The 18,315-nt window shown below is 63.2% G+C and carries 23 protein-coding genes; 14 read left to right on the forward strand and 9 right to left on the reverse strand.

The genetic code is table 11. The features are described 5' to 3' along the window. The first annotated feature begins 460 nt into the window (after positions 1–460). Both BLR94_RS01410 and BLR94_RS01415 read left to right on the forward strand, forming a co-directional pair. Positions 461–787: a hypothetical protein gene (locus BLR94_RS01410; RefSeq protein WP_084305563.1), complete on the forward strand. Its 327-nt coding sequence runs from the start codon at positions 461–463 to the stop codon at positions 785–787. Positions 788–952: 165 nt separating this feature from the next. Then, a complete protein-coding gene (locus BLR94_RS01415) occupies positions 953–1,513 on the forward strand; it encodes an MFS transporter permease (RefSeq protein ID WP_084305565.1) in 561 nt (186 codons plus the stop codon). Between the two features lie 100 nt (positions 1,514–1,613). On the opposite strand, the gene BLR94_RS01420 is transcribed toward BLR94_RS01415, so the two are convergent. Both BLR94_RS01420 and BLR94_RS01425 read right to left on the reverse strand, forming a co-directional pair. Continuing rightward, positions 1,614–2,663: a DUF2167 domain-containing protein gene (locus BLR94_RS01420; RefSeq protein WP_084305566.1), complete on the reverse strand. Its 1,050-nt coding sequence runs from the start codon at positions 2,661–2,663 to the stop codon at positions 1,614–1,616. A gap of 121 nt (positions 2,664–2,784) precedes the next feature. After that, positions 2,785–3,051: a DUF2798 domain-containing protein gene (locus tag BLR94_RS01425; RefSeq protein WP_084305568.1), complete on the reverse strand. Its 267-nt coding sequence runs from the start codon at positions 3,049–3,051 to the stop codon at positions 2,785–2,787. A 149-nt stretch (positions 3,052–3,200) separates the two neighbouring features. On the opposite strand from BLR94_RS01425, the gene BLR94_RS01430 reads away from it, so the two are divergent. From BLR94_RS01430 to BLR94_RS01440, 3 genes are all read left to right on the forward strand, one after another. Continuing rightward, positions 3,201–4,124, forward strand: a complete 924-nt coding sequence (locus BLR94_RS01430) for a LysR family transcriptional regulator (protein ID WP_084305570.1) — start codon at positions 3,201–3,203, stop codon at positions 4,122–4,124. Between the two features lie 63 nt (positions 4,125–4,187). After that, a complete protein-coding gene (locus BLR94_RS01435) occupies positions 4,188–4,469 on the forward strand; it encodes a peptidylprolyl isomerase (protein ID WP_084305572.1) in 282 nt (93 codons plus the stop codon). Between the two features lie 138 nt (positions 4,470–4,607). Beyond that, positions 4,608–5,759, forward strand: coding sequence for a zinc-binding metallopeptidase family protein (locus tag BLR94_RS01440; RefSeq protein WP_084305574.1), 1,152 nt, complete (start codon positions 4,608–4,610; stop codon positions 5,757–5,759). Positions 5,760–5,911: 152 nt separating this feature from the next. On the opposite strand, the gene BLR94_RS01445 is transcribed toward BLR94_RS01440, so the two are convergent. Next, positions 5,912–6,742 (reverse strand): inositol monophosphatase family protein, encoded by an 831-nt coding sequence (locus tag BLR94_RS01445; RefSeq protein ID WP_084305576.1) that lies wholly within the window; start codon positions 6,740–6,742, stop codon positions 5,912–5,914. 97 nt (positions 6,743–6,839) lie between these two features. Between BLR94_RS01445 and BLR94_RS01450 the strand changes: the two genes are divergently transcribed. Then, positions 6,840–7,574 carry a sulfite exporter TauE/SafE family protein gene (locus tag BLR94_RS01450; RefSeq protein ID WP_084305578.1) on the forward strand — a complete coding sequence of 245 codons (735 nt, stop codon included), beginning with the start codon at positions 6,840–6,842 and terminating at the stop codon, positions 7,572–7,574. A 3-nt stretch (positions 7,575–7,577) separates the two neighbouring features. Here the strand turns inward: BLR94_RS01450 and dgt are convergent, their stop codons facing one another. After that, positions 7,578–9,050 (reverse strand): dGTPase, encoded by a 1,473-nt coding sequence (gene dgt / locus BLR94_RS01455; protein WP_084305580.1) that lies wholly within the window; start codon positions 9,048–9,050, stop codon positions 7,578–7,580. 136 nt (positions 9,051–9,186) lie between these two features. Beyond that, complete coding sequence (locus tag BLR94_RS01460) at positions 9,187–9,432, reverse strand: DUF2789 domain-containing protein (protein ID WP_084305582.1); 246 nt, start codon at positions 9,430–9,432, stop codon at positions 9,187–9,189. 514 nt (positions 9,433–9,946) lie between these two features. On the opposite strand from BLR94_RS01460, the gene BLR94_RS01465 reads away from it, so the two are divergent. The 8 genes from BLR94_RS01465 (at position 9,947) to BLR94_RS01505 (ending at position 14,757) form a co-directional block, all read left to right on the forward strand. Then, entirely contained in the window at positions 9,947–10,459 is a 513-nt protein-coding gene (locus tag BLR94_RS01465) for a hypothetical protein (protein ID WP_090423638.1), read from the forward strand. Positions 10,460–10,878: 419 nt separating this feature from the next. Then, positions 10,879–11,580 carry a YebC/PmpR family DNA-binding transcriptional regulator gene (locus BLR94_RS01470; RefSeq protein ID WP_084305584.1) on the forward strand — a complete coding sequence of 234 codons (702 nt, stop codon included), beginning with the start codon at positions 10,879–10,881 and terminating at the stop codon, positions 11,578–11,580. Between the two features lie 287 nt (positions 11,581–11,867). Then, positions 11,868–12,455 (forward strand): hypothetical protein, encoded by a 588-nt coding sequence (locus tag BLR94_RS01480; RefSeq protein ID WP_084305588.1) that lies wholly within the window; start codon positions 11,868–11,870, stop codon positions 12,453–12,455. A 3-nt stretch (positions 12,456–12,458) separates the two neighbouring features. After that, positions 12,459–12,863: an NUDIX hydrolase gene (locus BLR94_RS01485; protein ID WP_084305590.1), complete on the forward strand. Its 405-nt coding sequence runs from the start codon at positions 12,459–12,461 to the stop codon at positions 12,861–12,863. A gap of 121 nt (positions 12,864–12,984) precedes the next feature. Next, positions 12,985–13,239: a hypothetical protein gene (locus tag BLR94_RS01490; protein ID WP_084305592.1), complete on the forward strand. Its 255-nt coding sequence runs from the start codon at positions 12,985–12,987 to the stop codon at positions 13,237–13,239. A gap of 92 nt (positions 13,240–13,331) precedes the next feature. After that, a complete protein-coding gene (locus tag BLR94_RS01495) occupies positions 13,332–13,850 on the forward strand; it encodes an ankyrin repeat domain-containing protein (protein ID WP_084305594.1) in 519 nt (172 codons plus the stop codon). A 99-nt stretch (positions 13,851–13,949) separates the two neighbouring features. Then, positions 13,950–14,282 carry a DUF2025 family protein gene (locus BLR94_RS01500; RefSeq protein WP_084305596.1) on the forward strand — a complete coding sequence of 111 codons (333 nt, stop codon included), beginning with the start codon at positions 13,950–13,952 and terminating at the stop codon, positions 14,280–14,282. Positions 14,283–14,355: 73 nt separating this feature from the next. Continuing rightward, complete coding sequence (locus BLR94_RS01505; RefSeq protein ID WP_084305800.1) at positions 14,356–14,757, forward strand: GNAT family N-acetyltransferase; 402 nt, start codon at positions 14,356–14,358, stop codon at positions 14,755–14,757. A 166-nt stretch (positions 14,758–14,923) separates the two neighbouring features. Here BLR94_RS01505 and BLR94_RS01510 read toward each other — a convergent pair whose 3' ends face one another. The 4 genes from BLR94_RS01510 to BLR94_RS01525 form a co-directional block, all read right to left on the reverse strand. Beyond that, complete coding sequence (locus tag BLR94_RS01510; RefSeq protein WP_084305598.1) at positions 14,924–16,579, reverse strand: cation acetate symporter; 1,656 nt, start codon at positions 16,577–16,579, stop codon at positions 14,924–14,926. Further along, complete coding sequence (locus BLR94_RS01515) at positions 16,576–16,887, reverse strand: DUF485 domain-containing protein (RefSeq protein WP_084305599.1); 312 nt, start codon at positions 16,885–16,887, stop codon at positions 16,576–16,578. The genes BLR94_RS01510 and BLR94_RS01515 overlap by 4 nt, the downstream gene beginning before the upstream one ends. Before the next feature lie 295 nt (positions 16,888–17,182). Continuing rightward, the gene (locus tag BLR94_RS01520) at positions 17,183–17,524 is read right to left on the reverse strand and encodes a hypothetical protein (RefSeq protein ID WP_084305601.1); all 342 of its coding nucleotides are present in this window, start codon (positions 17,522–17,524) and stop codon (positions 17,183–17,185) included. Between the two features lie 79 nt (positions 17,525–17,603). Then, a complete protein-coding gene (locus BLR94_RS01525; RefSeq protein WP_084305603.1) occupies positions 17,604–18,176 on the reverse strand; it encodes a flavin reductase family protein in 573 nt (190 codons plus the stop codon). Positions 18,177–18,315: the final 139 nt, after the last annotated feature.

Here is an 18,315-nt window from a genome sequence, read left to right on the forward strand (position 1 = left end):
GACACCCCAGAAGAGGTCGACAGCTTTTTGTAGTGAGAACAAAAAAACACTACAAAAGCGGTTGACGACCTCGCCGCGCTTTTGCATGATGGACTCGCCTCCCCTGAAGGGAGCCCTGACAAGGGCACTTGGGCAAACTCGGTAACACCAGCCGAGCGTTCCACGATATGTACTGCCCACAAGGCAGATTGATGAAGTCGAGCGTCCTGCGAGAGGACCAGAGCGTTAGCGAGACGTTGTCATGATGCCTGTGGCTGATCCTGCGGATCACCTGCATCCGGCCCGCCCTTCGCTGATTTTCTTCCCCCCGCATCGTTCCGACCTCCGTTAGCCGCTGCCGCGTAGCGATACCTACACATCGCTACACGGTGTTCGGCAGCACTCAAACGCCACGGGCAATGACGGCACCGCACTGTAAGCGGTGCCCTGGACAGATCAGAGAATGAAGGGGTACCACGCCATGAACCTGAACAAGCAACCGACCATCGACGACCTCGCGCAACTGTTCGCCAAGCGCAAGGACAGCCTGGATAACCACATCCTCTGGGTTTGCCAATCGGGCGAAGTTCGCATCGACTGCCTGCCATCGGATCAGCAGGAACACGAGTTCGTCAGCCAGCGGCCCAGCCTGCGCACGCGCCTGCGTACCTACCGCCGCGGCCAGGGCTACGTAGGACGCCGCGCCGCTGCCGACCGCGACTTCCTGCGCAGTGTTCTGCGCACCCTGGAACATGAGTGGACAGGCCAGCAGGCCAGGAAGGATCGCCTGCTCGACCGTTACTGCTGACCCCCCGGCGGTGGGCCGCGTCTCGGCCCACCGCCTTGCCGGCCATCTGCACTGCTGCAGCCATAGCCCTGTAAACTGCCGCGCACTCCTGGAGGAGTCGTTCGTCGCCACGCAACGCGAGCCGAACGCCAAGCCATCACGCTGCCCTTACATGGAAAAAGGCCAATGGATAACCTGTATCAGACGCCCGGCGCCCCCCTGCTGGTCGCAGAGCGCCCCGACGACAGCTTCTTCGTCACCTCCACCCGCAAACTCTACGTGCTGTTCTTCATGACGCTCGGGTTCTACGCGGTCTACTGGGCCTACAAGCAATGGGATAGCCAACGGGCTGCAATGCGCCCGAAGAAGATCAGCCCGGCAGCGCGCTCGATCTTCCATATCTTCTTCATCCATTCGCTGTGCCGGCTGATCCTCACGCAATTGCAAGCCAAGGGTCTGGGCGCCTGGAGATATGCGAGCGCGGCGTGGATGTACATCGTTCTGGTCTTCGCCAGCAACGGCCTTTCGCGCCTGGACGGCCATGTCGGCGTAAGCCTGGAAATCATGCTGCTGCTCGCGGGTACCATCCTGCCGGCGTGGCCGCTATCGATCATCCAGGAGAAAGCCAACCTGGCCAGCGACGATCCAACCGGACAGGGCAACAGCCGCTTCAGCACCGCGAATTATCTGTGCATGCTGCCGGGCGGCCTGCTGTGGCTGCTGATCATCATCGGCTCCTACCTCTGATTTCCCGGATCGCCGCTGCGCGGTCAGGGCCGAAACCTATCCCCGTCGGCCAACAAAAAGCCCCGGCAATGGCCGGGGCTTTTTCGTCGACGCGGTGCTGCTATCCGCGCTTGTCGTCCTCGCGCGGATTGTTCAGATCCATCACGCTGGAGACGCGCTCCGGGGCTACCGGCTGGGCAGTCTCCGCTTTTGCCTCAGGCTGCACCTGCGGTTCAGGCGCCAGCGGCTGAGGCTGCTCCTTCTTCTTCCCGGTCATGCGTCGCCATACCCAGCCGATCAGCAGCACGGGCAGGATCCAGACCTTCTTGAGCAGCACCAGCGCGGCGGCGAACAGGCCGACCTTGGCAGCGGCCTTGCCGGCGATCAGCGCGCCGATGCCGTAGGCTGCGACCTCGTCGATGTCCGGGTTGAAGTCTGCATAGCGGTTGCCATCGTTGAAGTCAGTCATGGCCAGCACAGCCGGCAGGTTCTCTTCGATCTGCGGCAACTGATGCATGCCGGCGATGAAGTTCAGCACCAGTACGCCTTTGCGACCCAGCACGCGGATGTTGTAGTTGAGGATGTGCTCCTCGCTGTCGCCGAACTTCACTTCCTTGGCCCAGTGCAGCTTCTTGCCTGCGGCATCGTAATGCGGGGCGGATGCCCAGCCGACGATGGCGATGGGCTCGTAGCCGTTTTCGCTGCGCCACTGGTTCTCGGCCTTGGCGCCGTCCTGCAGGTCCTTGAGCATGTCGGCATAGTCGATGTCCGCGGCGTCCTCGTCGGAAACGTAGCCGTTTTCTTCGTACTCTACGGTAACCGCCCAGGATTCGTCCGCCAGGGGCGATACGCCCTTGGGCAGGATCATGCCCAGCGGCAGCTTGTCGTCTGGCGGATTGCCCCAGGCCTCGACCAGCACGCGCTCGGCGTCGGCACCGTCGAGGAATACAAGGTTTTCCGGAAGATCCAGGGTCGCCAGGTTGCTGCCGACCACCACTTTGCCGGAACGGAAATCGAGGCTGTCGAGAAACTGCTCCTCGCTGATGGAATCACTGTCAGCGATTTCGGCCGTGGCTTCTTGCGCATCCTGCGCGACGAGTGCCTGGTCGGCCCAAGTCAGGGGAACTACCACGGCCAACAGGCTGGCCAGCATCAACTCCTTGAACAACATGTAACGCTCCATGAGATCGGTTTGAATATCGGGCACTAGCCTACCATCGACGGCTGAATCATTTGGTAACTTCCTGTCATTTCTGGATACATATCACAGAGAAGCGCCCGAATTGCTCACCTCAAGAAGCCCGAACGGTAAGCCGAACGAGGTGCAACACCAGCGGCCGAACCCCCATCACGCAAACGAACGCCACCGGCATCGCCAACCGGTAGGCCTCCAGTACCTCGCCCAGGTAGCCAGCGCTGAGACCGCGGTTGGTGGCGGTGATCACCAGGCACATGAGAAACGCCATGATGCCGGACATGAAAAAGGCGAAGACCACCGGCGACAGCCTGGCCGGCAGCTTCCGGTATCGGCGAGAACGGCTGAGAGTCGTTTCAGGCATGGGCAAAATCCTTCGAATAAAGAGCAACACGCCAACGTGTGGCGAACGCAGCGATTGTCGCGACCGCCCATTGCTACGAGTAGCGGGCCGCAGGTAAGGTCAGTACCAAGTTAAACTTATCAATCCAGCAATCAGTAGAAAGCTTGACCATGGATACCCTGCGCGGCATCGAGAGTTTCGTGAAGGCGGTGGAAACCGGCAGCATCGCCGCGGGCGCTCGTCTGCTGGGTATCAGCGCTGCGGCGGCCAGCCAGAATATCGCCCGTCTGGAATCCTCCCTCGGTGTACGGCTGCTCACGCGCACCACCCGCAGCCTGGCTCTCACCGAAAGCGGTACGCTGTATTTCGAGCAGGTGCGCGACGTGCTACGCGACCTGGAGCTGGCACGCAGCACGGCCACGCAGCTACACGACGCCCCTGAGGGGCGCTTGCGAATCGCGGCCAGCGCCGCGTTCGGTCGCCATGTGCTGGCAGCGCTGCTGCCCGCCTTCAGCGCGCGCTATCCACGTATCGCCTGCGAGCTGATCACCACCGATCGGAGCGTCAATCACATTCGGGAATCGGTGGATATCAGCATCCGCATCCCGCAGCAGCTCGAGGACGGCCTGGTGGCGCGGCATATCGCCAGCGTGCCGTCGATCTACTGCGCTTCGCCGGCCTATCTGCACAAGGCAGGTACCCCGGTCACCCCGGAACAACTGCGCGAGCACGACTGCCTGGCGTTCAGGGTCGCCGTGGACGGTCGCCTGATGCCCTGGCGCTTCGTGCGCGACGGCGTTCGCTTCGATGCACAGATACGGGTAGCGCTGGTCAGCGACGATATCGACGTACTCGCCAGGGTGGCGGTCAACGGCGGCGGCATCACCCGTCTCGCCGCCTTCGTCGCCGAGCCATGGCTGGCCAGCGGTCTGTTGCAGCAGTTGTTCGCCAGCCCGCAGCGTTCGGGCAGCCAGGCGCTCGTCGAACCACTGGATTACTACCTGTGCGTGCGAGATCGCTACGAGCTGACACCCAAGGTACGTGCGTTCGTGGAGCACCTGCAGGGCAGCCTGCGCGACGACTGGCGCCCCTGACGAATTTGACTCGCCGGGTGAATCCGGTAGGCTCGGCAGCTCATTCGAACGGAGTGTTTCCCCATGGCCAAAGCCACTGCCCGCCACATCCTGGTTGCTACCGAAGACAAGTGCAACGAACTGAAAACTGCCATCGAAGGCGGTGCCGATTTCGCCCAGGTCGCCAAAGACAACTCCAGCTGTCCATCCAGCCGCGACGGCGGCAACCTCGGCTCGTTCGGCCCGGGCCAGATGGTCAAGGAATTCGACACCGTGGTGTTCAGCGCGCCGCTCAACGTGGTTCAGGGGCCGGTGAAAACCCAGTTCGGTTATCACCTGCTCGAAGTGACCAGCCGCCAGGACTGACCACACCGCGCCTGGTGCCGCGGGCACCAGGCCGCCCGCTTTCCCGGCATGCCGCCCAGGCCGCAGAAAATGCCGGAACCGCTCCGCCGCCGCACCACTCTATCGCTCCGGTAGTCCCACCTTCCGCGAGGCCATGATATGAACCGGTTCTTCCAGGCCCTCGGCCTGCGCATTGGCGACTCGGCAAAACAGGCTCGCACGCCCAGCCAGAAGGCATTGGGACAATGCACCTGTGGCCAGCCGATCTTCTTCCGCAACAGCCAGTGCCTGGCCTGCCAGTCGCCGCTTGGCTACGAGCCCGAGCGCGGCCAGGTGGTGACCCTGGTGGCCAGCGAGCAAACCGATGTATTTCGGGTGGAGGGCGATCCCCAGGGCTGGCGCTACCGGCGCTGCGACAACCTGCACACCGCCGCTGGCTGCAACTGGCTGCTGCCCGCCCTGTACGGCGCTGGTCTGTGCACCGCCTGCCAGCTCAACCGCACCATCCCCGATCTGTCGGTTCCCGACAACGACAGGCGTTGGGCGCGCTTCGAAACCGCCAAGCGCCGCCTGGTGGCGCAGTTGCTGACCATGGGTCTGCCCCTGGTCAGCAAGACCCAGGACGAGAGCAGTGGCCTGGCCTTCGACTTCCTCGGCCCGGATGCCGAGGGCAAGCAGCCCACCACTGGCCATGCCAATGGCTTGATCACCCTGAATATCGCCGAAGCCGACGACGACGTACGCGAGCAGACGCGCATCCAGTTGCACGAGCCTTACCGCACCCTGCTCGGCCATTTTCGCCACGAGGTGGGCCATTACTACTGGGATCGGCTGATCGCCAACGGCCCGTGGCTGAACGACTACCGCATGCTGTTCGGCGACGAACGTGCCGACTATGGCGCCGCCCTGCAGCGTCACTACGAGCAGGGCGCGCCAGCCGACTGGCAGGCATCCTTCGTCAGCGCCTACGCCACCATGCACCCCTGGGAAGACTGGGCGGAAACCTGGGCCCACTACCTGCACATGATGGACACCCTGGACACTGCCCTGAGCTTCGGCATGCGTGCCGGCGACGTGGAACTGGAGTTCCGGCCCTTCACCCGGGCGGCGCTGTATGACCCGAACGATCCGCTGGCCGACGAGTTCCTGCAGTTCGTCAACGCCTGGATCGAACTCGCCGCCATGCTCAACGAGTTGGCACGCAGCATGGGTCAGAAGGACCTGTACCCCTTCGTGCTGCCCGCCGCGGTGATCGGCAAGCTGCAGTTCATCCATCGGGTGATTCAGGCCGCGTCGCCGCCGCAGGGCTGAAATCCATGCGGAGATCGTGGCCACGGCGATGGGCAGAGACCCGGACGTGCGCCCATCATGCAAGCCGGCGGGCCATTTCGCCGGCCAGGGCACGACGTACGCCGCCCCTGCCCGATGACCTGCCGTCCAGTCGCGGCCGCCCCTGGTGCGCCTCAGTCGGCGTCCAGTGAGGCGCCGACCATCCCCGCCAACTGTTCGTAGACGCCGGGCGCGGCGACCAGAAAGGAATTGCCGCCAAGCAAGCCATCGCCCCGCAGAAAGTCGTTGTGACGGCCACCGGCCTCGCTTACCAGCACCAGGCCAGCCAGGCAATCCCAGCTTTTCAGGTGGGTTTCGTAGTAACCGATCAGGCGGCCGGCCGCCACGTAGGCGGTCATCAAGGCGCCGGAACCGTTGCGCAAGAACATGCCGCCCTCGTCGAGCAACGCGCTGAGGAACGGCAGGAAGTTCTCCTTGCCGGGCCGATGGGTGGTGCCCACCCCGACCAGCCCCTCGCGTACGTGTGCAGCCTCGTGAATGGCCAGCGGTGTGTCGTTGACGAAGGCGCCACGGCCGATGAAGGCATGGAACAGCTCATCGTGATTGGGATCGGCGATCGCCCCGAGCAGCGGCTGCCCATCCACCAGCAGGCCAACGGATACACACCAGCTGTGCAGCCCGTTGACAAAGCACGCGGTGCCATCGATGGGATCGATCACCCAGATGCAGCGAGCCTGCAGGCCACCGCTGCCACCCTCCTCGCCAACGATGCCATCCCCGGGGAAATGCACGGCCAACTCCGCGCGGATGAAGGCTTCGACATCCTGGTCGGCGATGCTTACCACGTCCTGACGGTCATCGCCCTTGTGCTGCACGGCCAGGCTGTTGCGCCGGGCATAGTAGGCCATGCCGCGGGCGGCAGCCTCCACGGCGACACGTTTGGCGAAGACGTAGCGAGCAGCAAAGCCATCGTCGCGGCTGAGTGCATCGTTGGGGTTCGACATGTTCGGGGTACTCCTCGGTGATAGCGGGCATCAGCCGACTTGCGATGCGGCGGCAACAGCCTCTACCCTGCGGGCTCACTGATCGGGCTGCACTGCAATGACCCTCGTCGACCTGTTGCTGTTCGCCATTCCGGCCGTTTTTCTCACCGGCCTTTCGAAAGGCGGCTTCGGCGGCGCGCTGGGCGGCATCGCGGTGCCGTTGCTGGCCCTGGCCACCTCGCCGCTGCAGGCCGTGGCGGTGATGCTGCCGATCCTCTGCCTGGCCGATGTGGTCGGGCTCAAGGCTTACTGGGGCAAGTGGGACATCCCCAACCTCAAGGTCATGCTGCCCGGCGCACTGCTCGGCATCGTCATCGGCTCGCTGACCTTCGAGCTGCTCAACGACAGACTGATCGGCCTGCTGATCGGTCTGATCGCCATTTCCTTCGTCCTGCTGGGGCTGCTCGGCAGCGACCCGACTCCACGGCCGCTGCGGCCCGGGCGTGGCCTGGCCCTCTCGTCGATGGCCGGTTTCACCAGCTTCATTGCCCATGCCGGCGGGCCACCGGTGATGATGCACCTGCTCCCGCAGCAACTGGAAAAAGTGCGCTACGTGGCCACCATCAATATGTTCTTCCTGCTCACCAACGCCATGAAGCTGATTCCCTATGCCGTGTTCGGCCAGTTCAGCCGGGAGAATCTGCTGCTCAGCCTGATGCTCGCGCCCATCGTGCCACTCGGCGTGTGGGCGGGCCTGTGGCTGCAATCGCGCATCAACCACACCTGGTTCTACCGCATCGCCCGGCTGGGCATGCTGCTGGCTGGGCTGCAACTCATCTGGAAAAACACCTGAGCGCTACAGCGCCGACAAGGTACGGTATTCGTCATGCGCGTGCTGGTCGGTCATGCCGCTGATGAAATCCTGCAGCAGCCGGCAGCGGTGATAGAACTCCCAGGCGGCCCGGTCGGCCTCGCCACATTCACGCACGGCCTGGCGGTAGGCCTTGAGCAACTGGCTCGGCAGGCGACGCACCAGCATCTGCAGGTGGGCCTCTCGGCGGCAGCGGCCTTCGGTGAGCTGCAGAAAGGTCTCGGCGTCTACCCGCAGCAATGCGCCATAGTTGTCCAGCAGCCCGTGAATGATCCGGTAGCCCTGCAATTGCAGGGTTTCCACCTCTCGGTGGCAGAACACCCGCGCCATGGCGACGTCCTTGAAGGTCTGCACGATGGCATGGGGCAGGCTGTCGTCCTCGATCAGCGCACGATCCAGGGAGCCCGCGTGCACTGCGTCGATATTGTCGATGAACTGGCGTGCCGCGTGCTGCACCAGCGGGTGGATCATGCCGACCCGCAGCTTGACGAAGAACTCGCCAGCCTTGTTGATCTCCTCCTGGTGATAGCGCTCCAGCGCCTGCCCGACCAGGCCACGAAACGAATGCCGTGAGCCGGGGATGGGCGCATCGGGCGATTGCAGCTTCTCGAACGTATCGATCAGCAGCGGCGCCAGTTCGGCGACGCCAAGAATGCCCTTCTCCACCGAGTCCTCGATGTCGGCCAGGCAGTAGGAGATATCGTCGGCGGCCTCCATGATGTAGGCCACCGGATGGCGGGTGCCGGGTCGCTGCCCCAGCGTCTGCTGCAAACCGGCGACGAAGTCTTCTTCGGAGAGATAGAACCCCGGCTTCTTGTTCAAATAGGCATTGGCTGCACTGCTCGGCGGCTTTGGCTGATAGGCCGGCCGCAGGTACTTGAGCAGGCCGGCGGTCTGGCTGTAGGTCAGCCGCAGGCGCTGCAGGTTGACCACCAGCCGCACGGCCTGGGCATTGCCCTCGAAATTGCGCAGGTCGGCGCGCAACCGGGCATGCAACTCGTGGTTGTCCGGCGGTTGCGGCAGAACAGAGGCGAACAGGCCGTCCAGTGCGCGCTCGAACCATTCACCGATGGCGAATTCACCGAAATGGCCGAAAGGCGGATTGCCGATGTCATGCATCAGGCAGGTCATCTCCACCAGGCTTTCCAGCGCTCCTTGCAAGCCGTCCAGGCCATAGCCGGCCGCGCGCTCGCCAAGCTGGGCATACAGGGTGCGGACGATGAAACGCCCGGTCTGCTGGACTTCCATCGAATGAGTCAGGCGGCTGCGCACCGCCGCATTGCGCTCCAGGGGAAACACCTGGGTGCGCTGTTGCAGACGCCGGATGGCGGCAGAGTTGATGATGCGCCCGCGGTCGCTTTCAAAGGCATAGAGCAGATCCGTCTCGGCCACGCTGTCAGCCTGGTCACCAGGGCGCAGCGCGCGAATCCGATCCTTGAAATTCACCAGTGGGGACATCGGCAGAGTCTCGGGCTGACACGGAAAACCGCGAGACTAACGCGCACGGCACCGTTTACCAAGCACCTGTGCGTACCGCCGAGGGGCGATCGCGGCGCCTGCTGCAGGATGACCAGTCGCGGGCGGTAGTATTCGCCTAGACCTGCTTGCCCTCGTGCAGGCGCGCATTGAGCTCATCGACCACGGGTGCCCATTCGGCATCTTCCAGCAGTTGCTCTTTCAGGAAAGCGGCCTGGGATTCGGTCCAGAACGGCGCCTCGGACACCTTGACCTCGTCGGCCAACGGGTAGTGCTCGGCGATGAAAGCGTCGATGCTGGCCGGCTCGGAGTCCAGGCCCAGTTGCTCGAACAAGGTACCGAGGTCTTTGTTGGGAAGTTCCATGGGGGTCTCCATCAGGTTGGCCGGTTTTCATGGCTATGGTGAGTAGAGCGACGTTGACGACCGACAGTTCAACCTCTCCGGCCGGCCCATGGTTCGCGGGCTCTCGGAGCGGTTATCGGCTATGGTTGAAGCCAACGGCGATTACCGGGGGACGTCCCATGAGCAGAGCGGCACGTGGCAACCGGCAACGCGCCTTTTCCGCCCTGCCGCCGAATACCGGCGATAAGGCCGGTGCGGCAGCCTGTGGACGGCCTACCACTTGGCGGCGAGGCATTACCTGTGGCGCAATCCGCGCAGCGGCCCGCAGATCATCGAGAAAGACGACCTGCGCCATGGCTGACGACGCCAGCACCTGCGGGATCGTCCCTGCGCGATCGCAGTCGATCTCATCACGCCCGGCCGGCGCATGGCATCGCGTCGAGTGGGTCGGCCGCAGGCTCCACAAAGATCGTCGATCGGGCGAACCCGGCGACGCGGTACGGGTCGATACATCAGATTTGCCTGAGGGATACCTATGATTGATTGCCGACATGGCGTTGGCTGCCTGCTGTTGAGCCTGATGCTCGGCGGCTGCGCCTCCTCTTCACCGTCCTGCGATGAGCCGCTGAGCGGCGACAGCTGCCGAGACCGCCAACTGCTCTACCAGAACGACATGCTGCAGGCCAAGATACTGGTGGTGTCCGGCGACATGGATAACCATGAGCTGGCCAGTGCCTTGCTGCGCCGGGCCGAACGCGACGATGCATTCGGCGAAGTGGCTTTCTACCAGGCGATTCTGATGATCCGCGAGGGCCCCCAAACCGACGAGGTACTGAGCAAGCTGGAGGCTGCGGCCGCGCAGCAGCAACCCTATGCGGTGGCGCTGCTCTACAAGATCTGGTCGGAACCTTATCTGGTCGACGAGGCAGACCTCATTCGCGCCGAGGAGTATCGCGCCGGCTACGCCGAACTGGACGTGGCCAAGAGCGGTTACCCGTCCTTCGAAAAGGCGCTGGAACTGGTCAATCGGCTGGTACAGACGCCTTAGAGCCTGTTCACGATTCTGTGCACTTGGCAAACCGGAACCCGTATTCCTATAGATCGGCGGCAAAGTGGCGTTAGCGGTCATTTGTAGGGTGGACGACGCTTCATCCGTCCACCGCTCTGCGAGCGCGATGGTGGATGAAAAGAGCGTCAGCTACGCGCCCCGATCCACCCTACGGCTACTTACGCCTTTTTGCTGCCATTGCGTGTGGAGTCTCGTCGCAAGATCGTGAACAGGCTCTTAGGGGCTGTTGACGTTTCGGCGCAAGCCGCGCTGCCGCGAGCATTGACACGGCCGGAGCAATTACAGGGTGCCAGCGCCGCGGTGACGGATTAAAATCCGCCACCAGATCCGCCGCGCAGCCCTGTCCAGCCAACCAAAGGCTGCGCCTATCCATCATCCGCAGAGCCGAGAGAGCAGACATGGGCGCCCAGTGGAAAGCCAAACCTAAAGAAGCCGCCGCCAATGCCAGGGGCAAGATTTTCGGTCGCCTGGTCAAGGAGATCATGGTCTGTGCCCGTAACGGTGCCGACCCGGACATGAACCCCAAGCTGCGCCTGGCCATCCACCAGGCCAAGAAAGCCTCGATGCCCAAGGAAACCCTGGATCGGGCGATCAAGAAAGGCGCCGGCCTGAGCGGCGAGACGGTCAACTTCGAACGTACCACCTACGAAGGCTTCGCGCCGCACCAGGTGCCGCTGATCGTCGAGTGCCTCACCGACAACGTGAACCGTACCGTGGCGGAGATCCGCGTGCTGTTCCGCAAGGGCCAGCTCGGGAGCAGCGGCTCGGTGGCCTGGGATTTCGACCATGTCGGGCTGATCGAGGCCGCCAGTGACAGCGGCGCCGACCCGGAGCTGGCGGCGATCGAGGCCGGCGCTCAGGATTTCGACGAAGCCGACGAAGGCAACACCCTGTTCATCACCGAACCGACCGATCTCGACCTGGTCAGCCGTGCTCTGCCGGAACAGGGTTTCACGGTGAACTCGGCGAACCTCGGCTACCGTCCGAAAAACCCGGTCGCCAACCTGACGCCCGAGCAGCGCGAGGAAGTCGAAGCCTTCCTCGAGGCCATCGATAACCATGACGACGTACAGAACGTCTACGTGGGTCTGGCTGGCTGAGAGCCTGCTCACGGCCGGTCCTGACGCCGACGCGACGGGATTGTCCCGTGCCTGGCCCGTTCCGCCTCGCCGCGATCAGGGGGGCGGATTAAAAGCCTTGGCCAGGCGCCTCGATACCACCCGCTTCTGCTTTGTGCCAGAACACAAAGGCCTCGAACAGATTCCTAGGGTCTGCGCAGAGTTGCGGCATCCCATCACGGTATTGCCGCGATAACCCGGTATACTGCCCCGCTACCTTCCTCGCGGATCCATCGCAGAATGGAGCATTGCCGTACTGGAGCCGTATCGTGCACAAGTCACTCATCCTTGCCGCCTGCCTGACGCTCGGCGCTTGCAGCAGCGGGCCTCAGTCGTCGCCCGCCGCCACCGCCCCCAACGGCGGCGCTCGCAGCAACCTGGAGGCGATCCACCACGCCCAGGTCGTACCGCTGCCACTCAACCCGCACGCCAGCCTGAGGCGTGGCAAGGCCGGCACGACGAACATGCAGCTCGGCAGCTCGCTGTCCAACTACCGGGTGTACTCACTGCAGTTGAAGCAGGGCGAGCGCTATCGCCTCAACGTCAATTCGTTTTGCGACCACACCTGCATGGGTATCAACCCCTTCGTCCTGAAACCGCGGGCGGTGTTGATGGACACCTATGGCACGCTGATCCCCAACAAGCCCCTCCGCCCGGCCAGCGTGATAGGCATGACCAGCCTGGGCTGGGACGGCGAAGCACCGGAGGACGGCACCTACTACCTCCTTGTGGCTGCCGACAAGCAAGACATCGGTCGCACCATCGTCATCGACGACGTGTGGATCAACAACTCGCCGTTGATGGCAGTGAAAGTCGGCATGCTCGACGATTTCCGGCAACCCAGGAAGCTTTACTGAACCATGAAAGCGAACACCCTGCACATCGCCGCAGCCCTCCTCTTCGATGCGGCGGGCCGGCTGTTGCTGGTACGCAAGCGCGGTACCGGCATGTTCATGCTGCCAGGTGGCAAAAGCGACAAGGGTGAAACACCGATGCAGACGCTGCTGCGCGAACTTCACGAAGAACTGGGCCTGCAACTGCCCGAATCGGCGTTCACCGCGCTGGGCCATTTCAGCGCGGCCGCTGCGAACGAAGCGAATACCCGGATCGAGGCCGATCTGTTCAGGGCGCCGCTCCCACACCCGGTGCAGCCCGCTGCCGAGCTGGAAGAGCTACGCTGGCTGAACGCCTGCGAGCCACGGACGGATGACCTGGCGCCACTTCTGCGCCATCAGGTGCTGCCCTTGATCTGGCCAGGCGCCTGAACCTGCCCGCCGCCGAGAACGGAAGCGGCGATAGGCACTATCGAAGCGAATGATTTCTGCCTGCAGCGGCCAGTGACTAACCTGTGGCTCATCCAAACGACCTCGCTCACGGGTGTTCTGCATGCAACGCTCCCTGTTCCTTCCGCTCACGCTTTTCGCCCTGTTTCTGACTGGCTGCGCCGCCCCGCAAGCAGCCGCCGAACGACCTTACACGGACGCCGAGGTCAAGCAGTTCGCCCTGGAGATGCTCAGCCGTAGTGGCCTGCCCTACGACGATTACGAAAAGATCCGTCACGCATTGCAAGCCCCCGACTACCGGGTGTCCAACTCGATTCGCGATGTCCGCCCAACGCGCGACATCGACCCCGAAGGCTGAGTGCATCAGGCTGATCGACAGACTCAATGACACGGCGGCGGCCTTCGCCTCTATGCTCCCCCAACCGTCGAGCCACCTGAGCGAGATCCACGATGAGCGAGCAGACCTCCCCCATAACCAATGACGATACCCTGGCGTTCGCCGAGAAGGTCTTCGACCTCGCCCGCCAGGGTAATGCCGAGGCCCTCAATGGCCTGCTGCAGCGCGGCCTGCCCGCCAACCTGCAGAATCACAAGGGCGACAACCTGCTGATGCTGGCCAGCTACCACGGCCATCTGCAAACGGTGCGTGTGTTGCTCGCTCACCAGGCTGACCCACAGCTGCGCAACAACAACGGCCAGACACCACTGGCCGGTGCGGCCTTCAAGGGTGACCTGGACATGCTGCAGCTCCTCCTGGAAGGCGGCGCCGACGTGGAAAGCGCCAGCGCCGACGGCAAGACCGCGCTGATGATGGCCGCGATGTTCGACAAGCTGGAGGTGATCGAACTGTTGCTGCGCCACGTTGCCGACCCGACCAGCCGGGATGCCAGCGGCATCACGGCACTGGCTGCGGCAGAACGCATGGGCGCCACTCGTGCCGCCGAACGCCTGCGACAAGGCATCCACTGAGCCCGGCCCTGGCACTACCATTCGTTGATCTGCGGCAAGACCGCTGCTTTTCCAGCCCGTAGCCTGCGGTGATCCACTCCGTATGCATGAGGGTTCACCATGGCGATCACGTCCGCCGACATTTGCGCCGCCGCCGACCAGTTGCAAGGGTTCGTCGGCTTCAACGTCAAGACCGGCCAGCACATCGTGCGTTTCAGCGAAGACGCCTTCGGCCTCGACATCGCCGAAGACAGCATCACACCGACCTGCGAGTACGTCTGGGCGGTCGGCACAGTGCCCGATGTGATGACCCTGAAACGCGACCGCCTGGACCTGCTGGTCGGGCTGCATATCGACGAACGCCTGAACATTGGCGAAGCATTGCGTCTCTACCTGCGCCGCGAGGACTTACCGGAAATCAGTGCGCAGCGGCACCTGCAACCGAGAGCCTGATCGGGCGCAAGGCGCTGGTTTCACCGGCGCCTGCCCACTAGACTGGCAGGCCCATCAGCGCTTGCCGACTGCCATGCCCGTGTTTTGCCTGCTGCCCGATCACCTGCGTCCGCTGGCGGACAAGTTCTACTCCAGCCACCGCTCCGCCATGCGTACCCGTAGCGATCATCGCGTCTGGGTCGCCAGGGACACCGATATCGTTGCTGCCCTCTGCCTGCAAGCGACAGCCCATGGCCAGTGGCTGACCAGCCTGTTGGTGGCGCCAGCCCTGCGCCAACGGGGCCTGGCCAGTGCCCTGATCGCTGCCGCCCTGAGTGGAACAGCCACGCCTACCTGGCTGTTCTGTCGCCCTGACCTGCAACCCCTCTATGCCCAGCAGGGTTTCCGGCCTTGCGTCGAAGAGCTGCCATCGGCGCTGGCCGAACGCCTGGCTCGCTACCGGCGGACCAAGACGCTGGACGCCATGGTGCGCTGAAGCTGCCAGCGTGCCGAGCCTCATCGCTGCCGGCTGATAAGCGCCGGGCAGAGCACCCGTGACGCGCGCCAGCAATGCGGAGAGCTGGGGTGGAACCGCCCAGGTTACGGGATCGAAAAAACAAAGGGCGGCCCGCAGGCCGCCCTTTTCCCTGCAACCAGTTCGATCAGTGAGCCGATGCGCCGCTGGCGCCCAGACCGGTGTGCGAGCGAACGAACTGCGGCAGGAACAGCGCGCGCTCTTCCGCTGCCGATTCGGACTTGTCGGTGGTGGAGAAGAACCAGATACCGAGGAAAGCCACGATGATGGAGAACAGTGCCGGGTACTCGTATGGGAAGATCGCCTTCTCGTGGCCCAGTACCGTGACCCAGATGGTCGGACCGAGCACCATCAGCACCACCGCGGTGATCAGGCCCAGCCAGCCGCCGATCATGGCGCCCCGGGTGGTCAGGTTCTTCCAGTACATGCTGAGGAACAGCACCGGGAAATTGCAGCTCGCCGCGATGGAGAACGCCAGGCCCACCATGAAGGCGATGTTCTGCTTCTCGAAGAGAATCCCCAGTCCAATGGCCAGTACCCCCAGGCACACGGTGGTGATCTTCGATACGCGCAGCTCATCCTTCTCGTTGACGTTGCCCTTCTTGATCACGCTGGCGTACAGGTCGTGGGACACCGCCGAGGCACCCGCCAGGGTCAGCCCCGCCACCACCGCGAGGATGGTGGCGAACGCGACGGCCGAGATGAAGCCCAGGAAGATGCTGCCGCCCACGGCGTTAGCCAGGTGCACCGCCGCCATATTGTTACCGCCCAGCAATGCGCCAGCGGCATCCTTGAAGACCGGGTTGGTGCTGACCAGCAGGATCGCGCCAAAACCGATGATGAAGGTCAGAATATAGAAGTAGCCGATGAAGCCGGTGGCATAGAACACCGACTTGCGGGCTTCCTTGGCGTCACCGACGGTGAAGAAGCGCATGAGGATATGCGGCAGGCCCGCAGTACCGAACATCAGCGCCAGGCCCAGGGAAATCGCCGAAATCGGATCCTTGACCAGGCCGCCGGGGCTCATGATGGCTTCACCATTGGCGTGAACCTTGATGGCTTCGGTGAACAGGGTATTGAAGTTGAAGCCAACGTGCTTCATCACCATGAACGCCATGAACGAGGCACCGGAGAGCAGCAGCACGGCCTTGATGATCTGCACCCAGGTGGTGGCGAGCATGCCGCCGAACAGCACATACATCACCATCAGGATGCCGACCAGCACCACCGCTACATGGTACTGGAGGCCGAACAGCAGCTCGATCAGCTTGCCGGCGCCGACCATCTGCGCGATCAGGTAGAAGGCCACCACCACCAGCGAGCCGCTGGCCGACAGGGTGCGGATTTCCTTCTGCTTGAGACGGTAGGAAGCCACGTCGGCAAACGTGTATTTGCCCAGGTTGCGCAGGCGCTCGGCGATCAGGAAGAGGATCACCGGCCAGCCGACCAGGAAGCCGATGGAGTAGATAAGGCCGTCGTAGCCCGAGGTGAAGACCAGTGCGGAAATCCCCAGGAAGGAAGCCGCCGACATGTAATCACCGGCGATTGCCAGACCGTTCTGGAAGCCCGTGATACCGCCCCCTGCGGTATAGAAATCAGCGGTCGACTTGCTGCGCTTGGAGGCCCAGTAGGTGATGCACAACGTGCCACCGACGAAGACCAGGAACATCAGGATGGCGGGCGTATTGACCGCCTGGCGCTGTACGTCGCCGGTCAGAGCATCGGCCCACAAGCTGGGGGCCATGGCCATCAGGGCCAGCGTGCAGAGGATACGACTGATCATTTGCCCACCTCATCCAGGATGACCTGGTTCAGGTTGTCGAATTCGCTGTTGGCACGGCGCACGTAGATACCGGTCAGCACGAAGGCCGAGAGGATCACCCCGACTCCTACGGGAATCCCCCAAGTGATCGGTGAGCCGTCGGTGATGCGGGTTCCAAGCCAGGTGGGCACGAAGGCAATGAGCAGAATGAAGCCGACATAGATGCCGAGCATGATGGCGGAAAGTATCCAGGCGAATCGCTCGCGCTTGGCTACTAGCTCCTTGAAGTGCGGACTCTGCTCGATCCGCCGATAAATGCTGTCGTTCATATTATTGTTATCCTCCACAGCAGGATGCTGGTGTGAATAACTGTATGTCAGCCTTCAGCTTGCGACAGACGACCTTAGTCGAACCTCCCCGCCTTTTAGACCAAAGTCTAGGTTCTGTCTGAACAGTCTCCGAGCGAAGGTCAGGCGAGGCAAAAATCGGTGAGGAACGGACTGGGCTCGCATTCGAGTTTACGAGCTGTAAATGAGCATTTTGGCTGGGCTGGCATTCCAGCCGATCTTTAACGAAGCATCACCGAGCGCAGGTACTTTTCGGACAGAGCCTAACGGCCGCTGCTCAGCGGCGCTGCTGGTACTGCTGACTGTCCTGCCCCGGATAGCGCTGAACCTCCTGGCCGTTCGGGTATTCGATACGCTGGCGAATCCCGCCCCGGGTTTCAATGGTCGAACTGCGCTGGCCACTTTCATAACGGTTTGAATCGATGCCTTGCGGTATGCGCTGACCGCCATAAAGGTTGTACCGCTCCTGACGCTCGTAAGTGTCGACGCTGCCGCTGGCGCCCGGGCTGACGTAAGCCTTGGAAATCACGCGGATGGTCTGCGGCGCGCGCTCGTCGGCGGATGCGTCGGTGGCGGTCAGCACAGCCAGCATCAGGGTAAAACCGATCAGTGATTTCATCGCGAACTCCGATAGCCGTTCAGGCGCCAGGTAATGGCGTCTTCTCGCCACGTTTGGCTGAGACAGCACGCAGCGCGGATCATTTGTGGCTCAGCGCCTCGCCGATCCCATAAAAGTGACCGCCGGCTACGTGATGGATGCTGCGCCAGGCGGGATCGGCGTCCTCGAAGTGCCAGCGGCCGTCGCGAAACACCCGCGAATCGGCCCAGGCTTCGGTCACTTCGGCGATGAACAGGTCGTAAGTCTGCTGGTTGTGCGGCTCGACGATCAGGCGACAGGCGAGCCACGCCGAGCAGCCTGCGACGAAAGGCAGATCCTCATCGCCCAGAGCGAACAGTTGCACGCCGGCATTGGCCAGCTTGCCGGGCTCGTCGTTGAGGCTGCGCGAGCCCACCTGATGGGTCAGCTCCAGTTGCGCGACCGTGGGTACCTGAATGACCAACTGGCCGCTGCGCTCGACCAGCACACGGGTGGCGGTGATCTTGTCCAGTACCACGGTCAGCTTGGGCGGATCGAAATCCAGGGCGCAGGCCCAGGCGGCGGCCATCACGCCGTCGACGCCGTCATGGCGGGCCGACACCAGCACCGTGGGGCCGTGGTTGAGCAGTCGGTAGGCCTTGTCCAGGCTCACGGGCTTGATCGGGTTGTCCATCGCGGTGCCTCACCGAAGATCGAAAACGGCAATGTACAACATCGCACGCAATCCAGCCCGGGCCCGCATCGCCATCGACTCAATCGCCCTGACGGCCCCGAGTGCACTAGAATCGACGGCCGTGCCGGCTTTTGCTCGA

The organism is Phytopseudomonas flavescens (assembly GCF_900100535.1).
Taxonomy (GTDB): Bacteria; Pseudomonadota; Gammaproteobacteria; order Pseudomonadales; family Pseudomonadaceae; genus Aquipseudomonas; species Aquipseudomonas flavescens.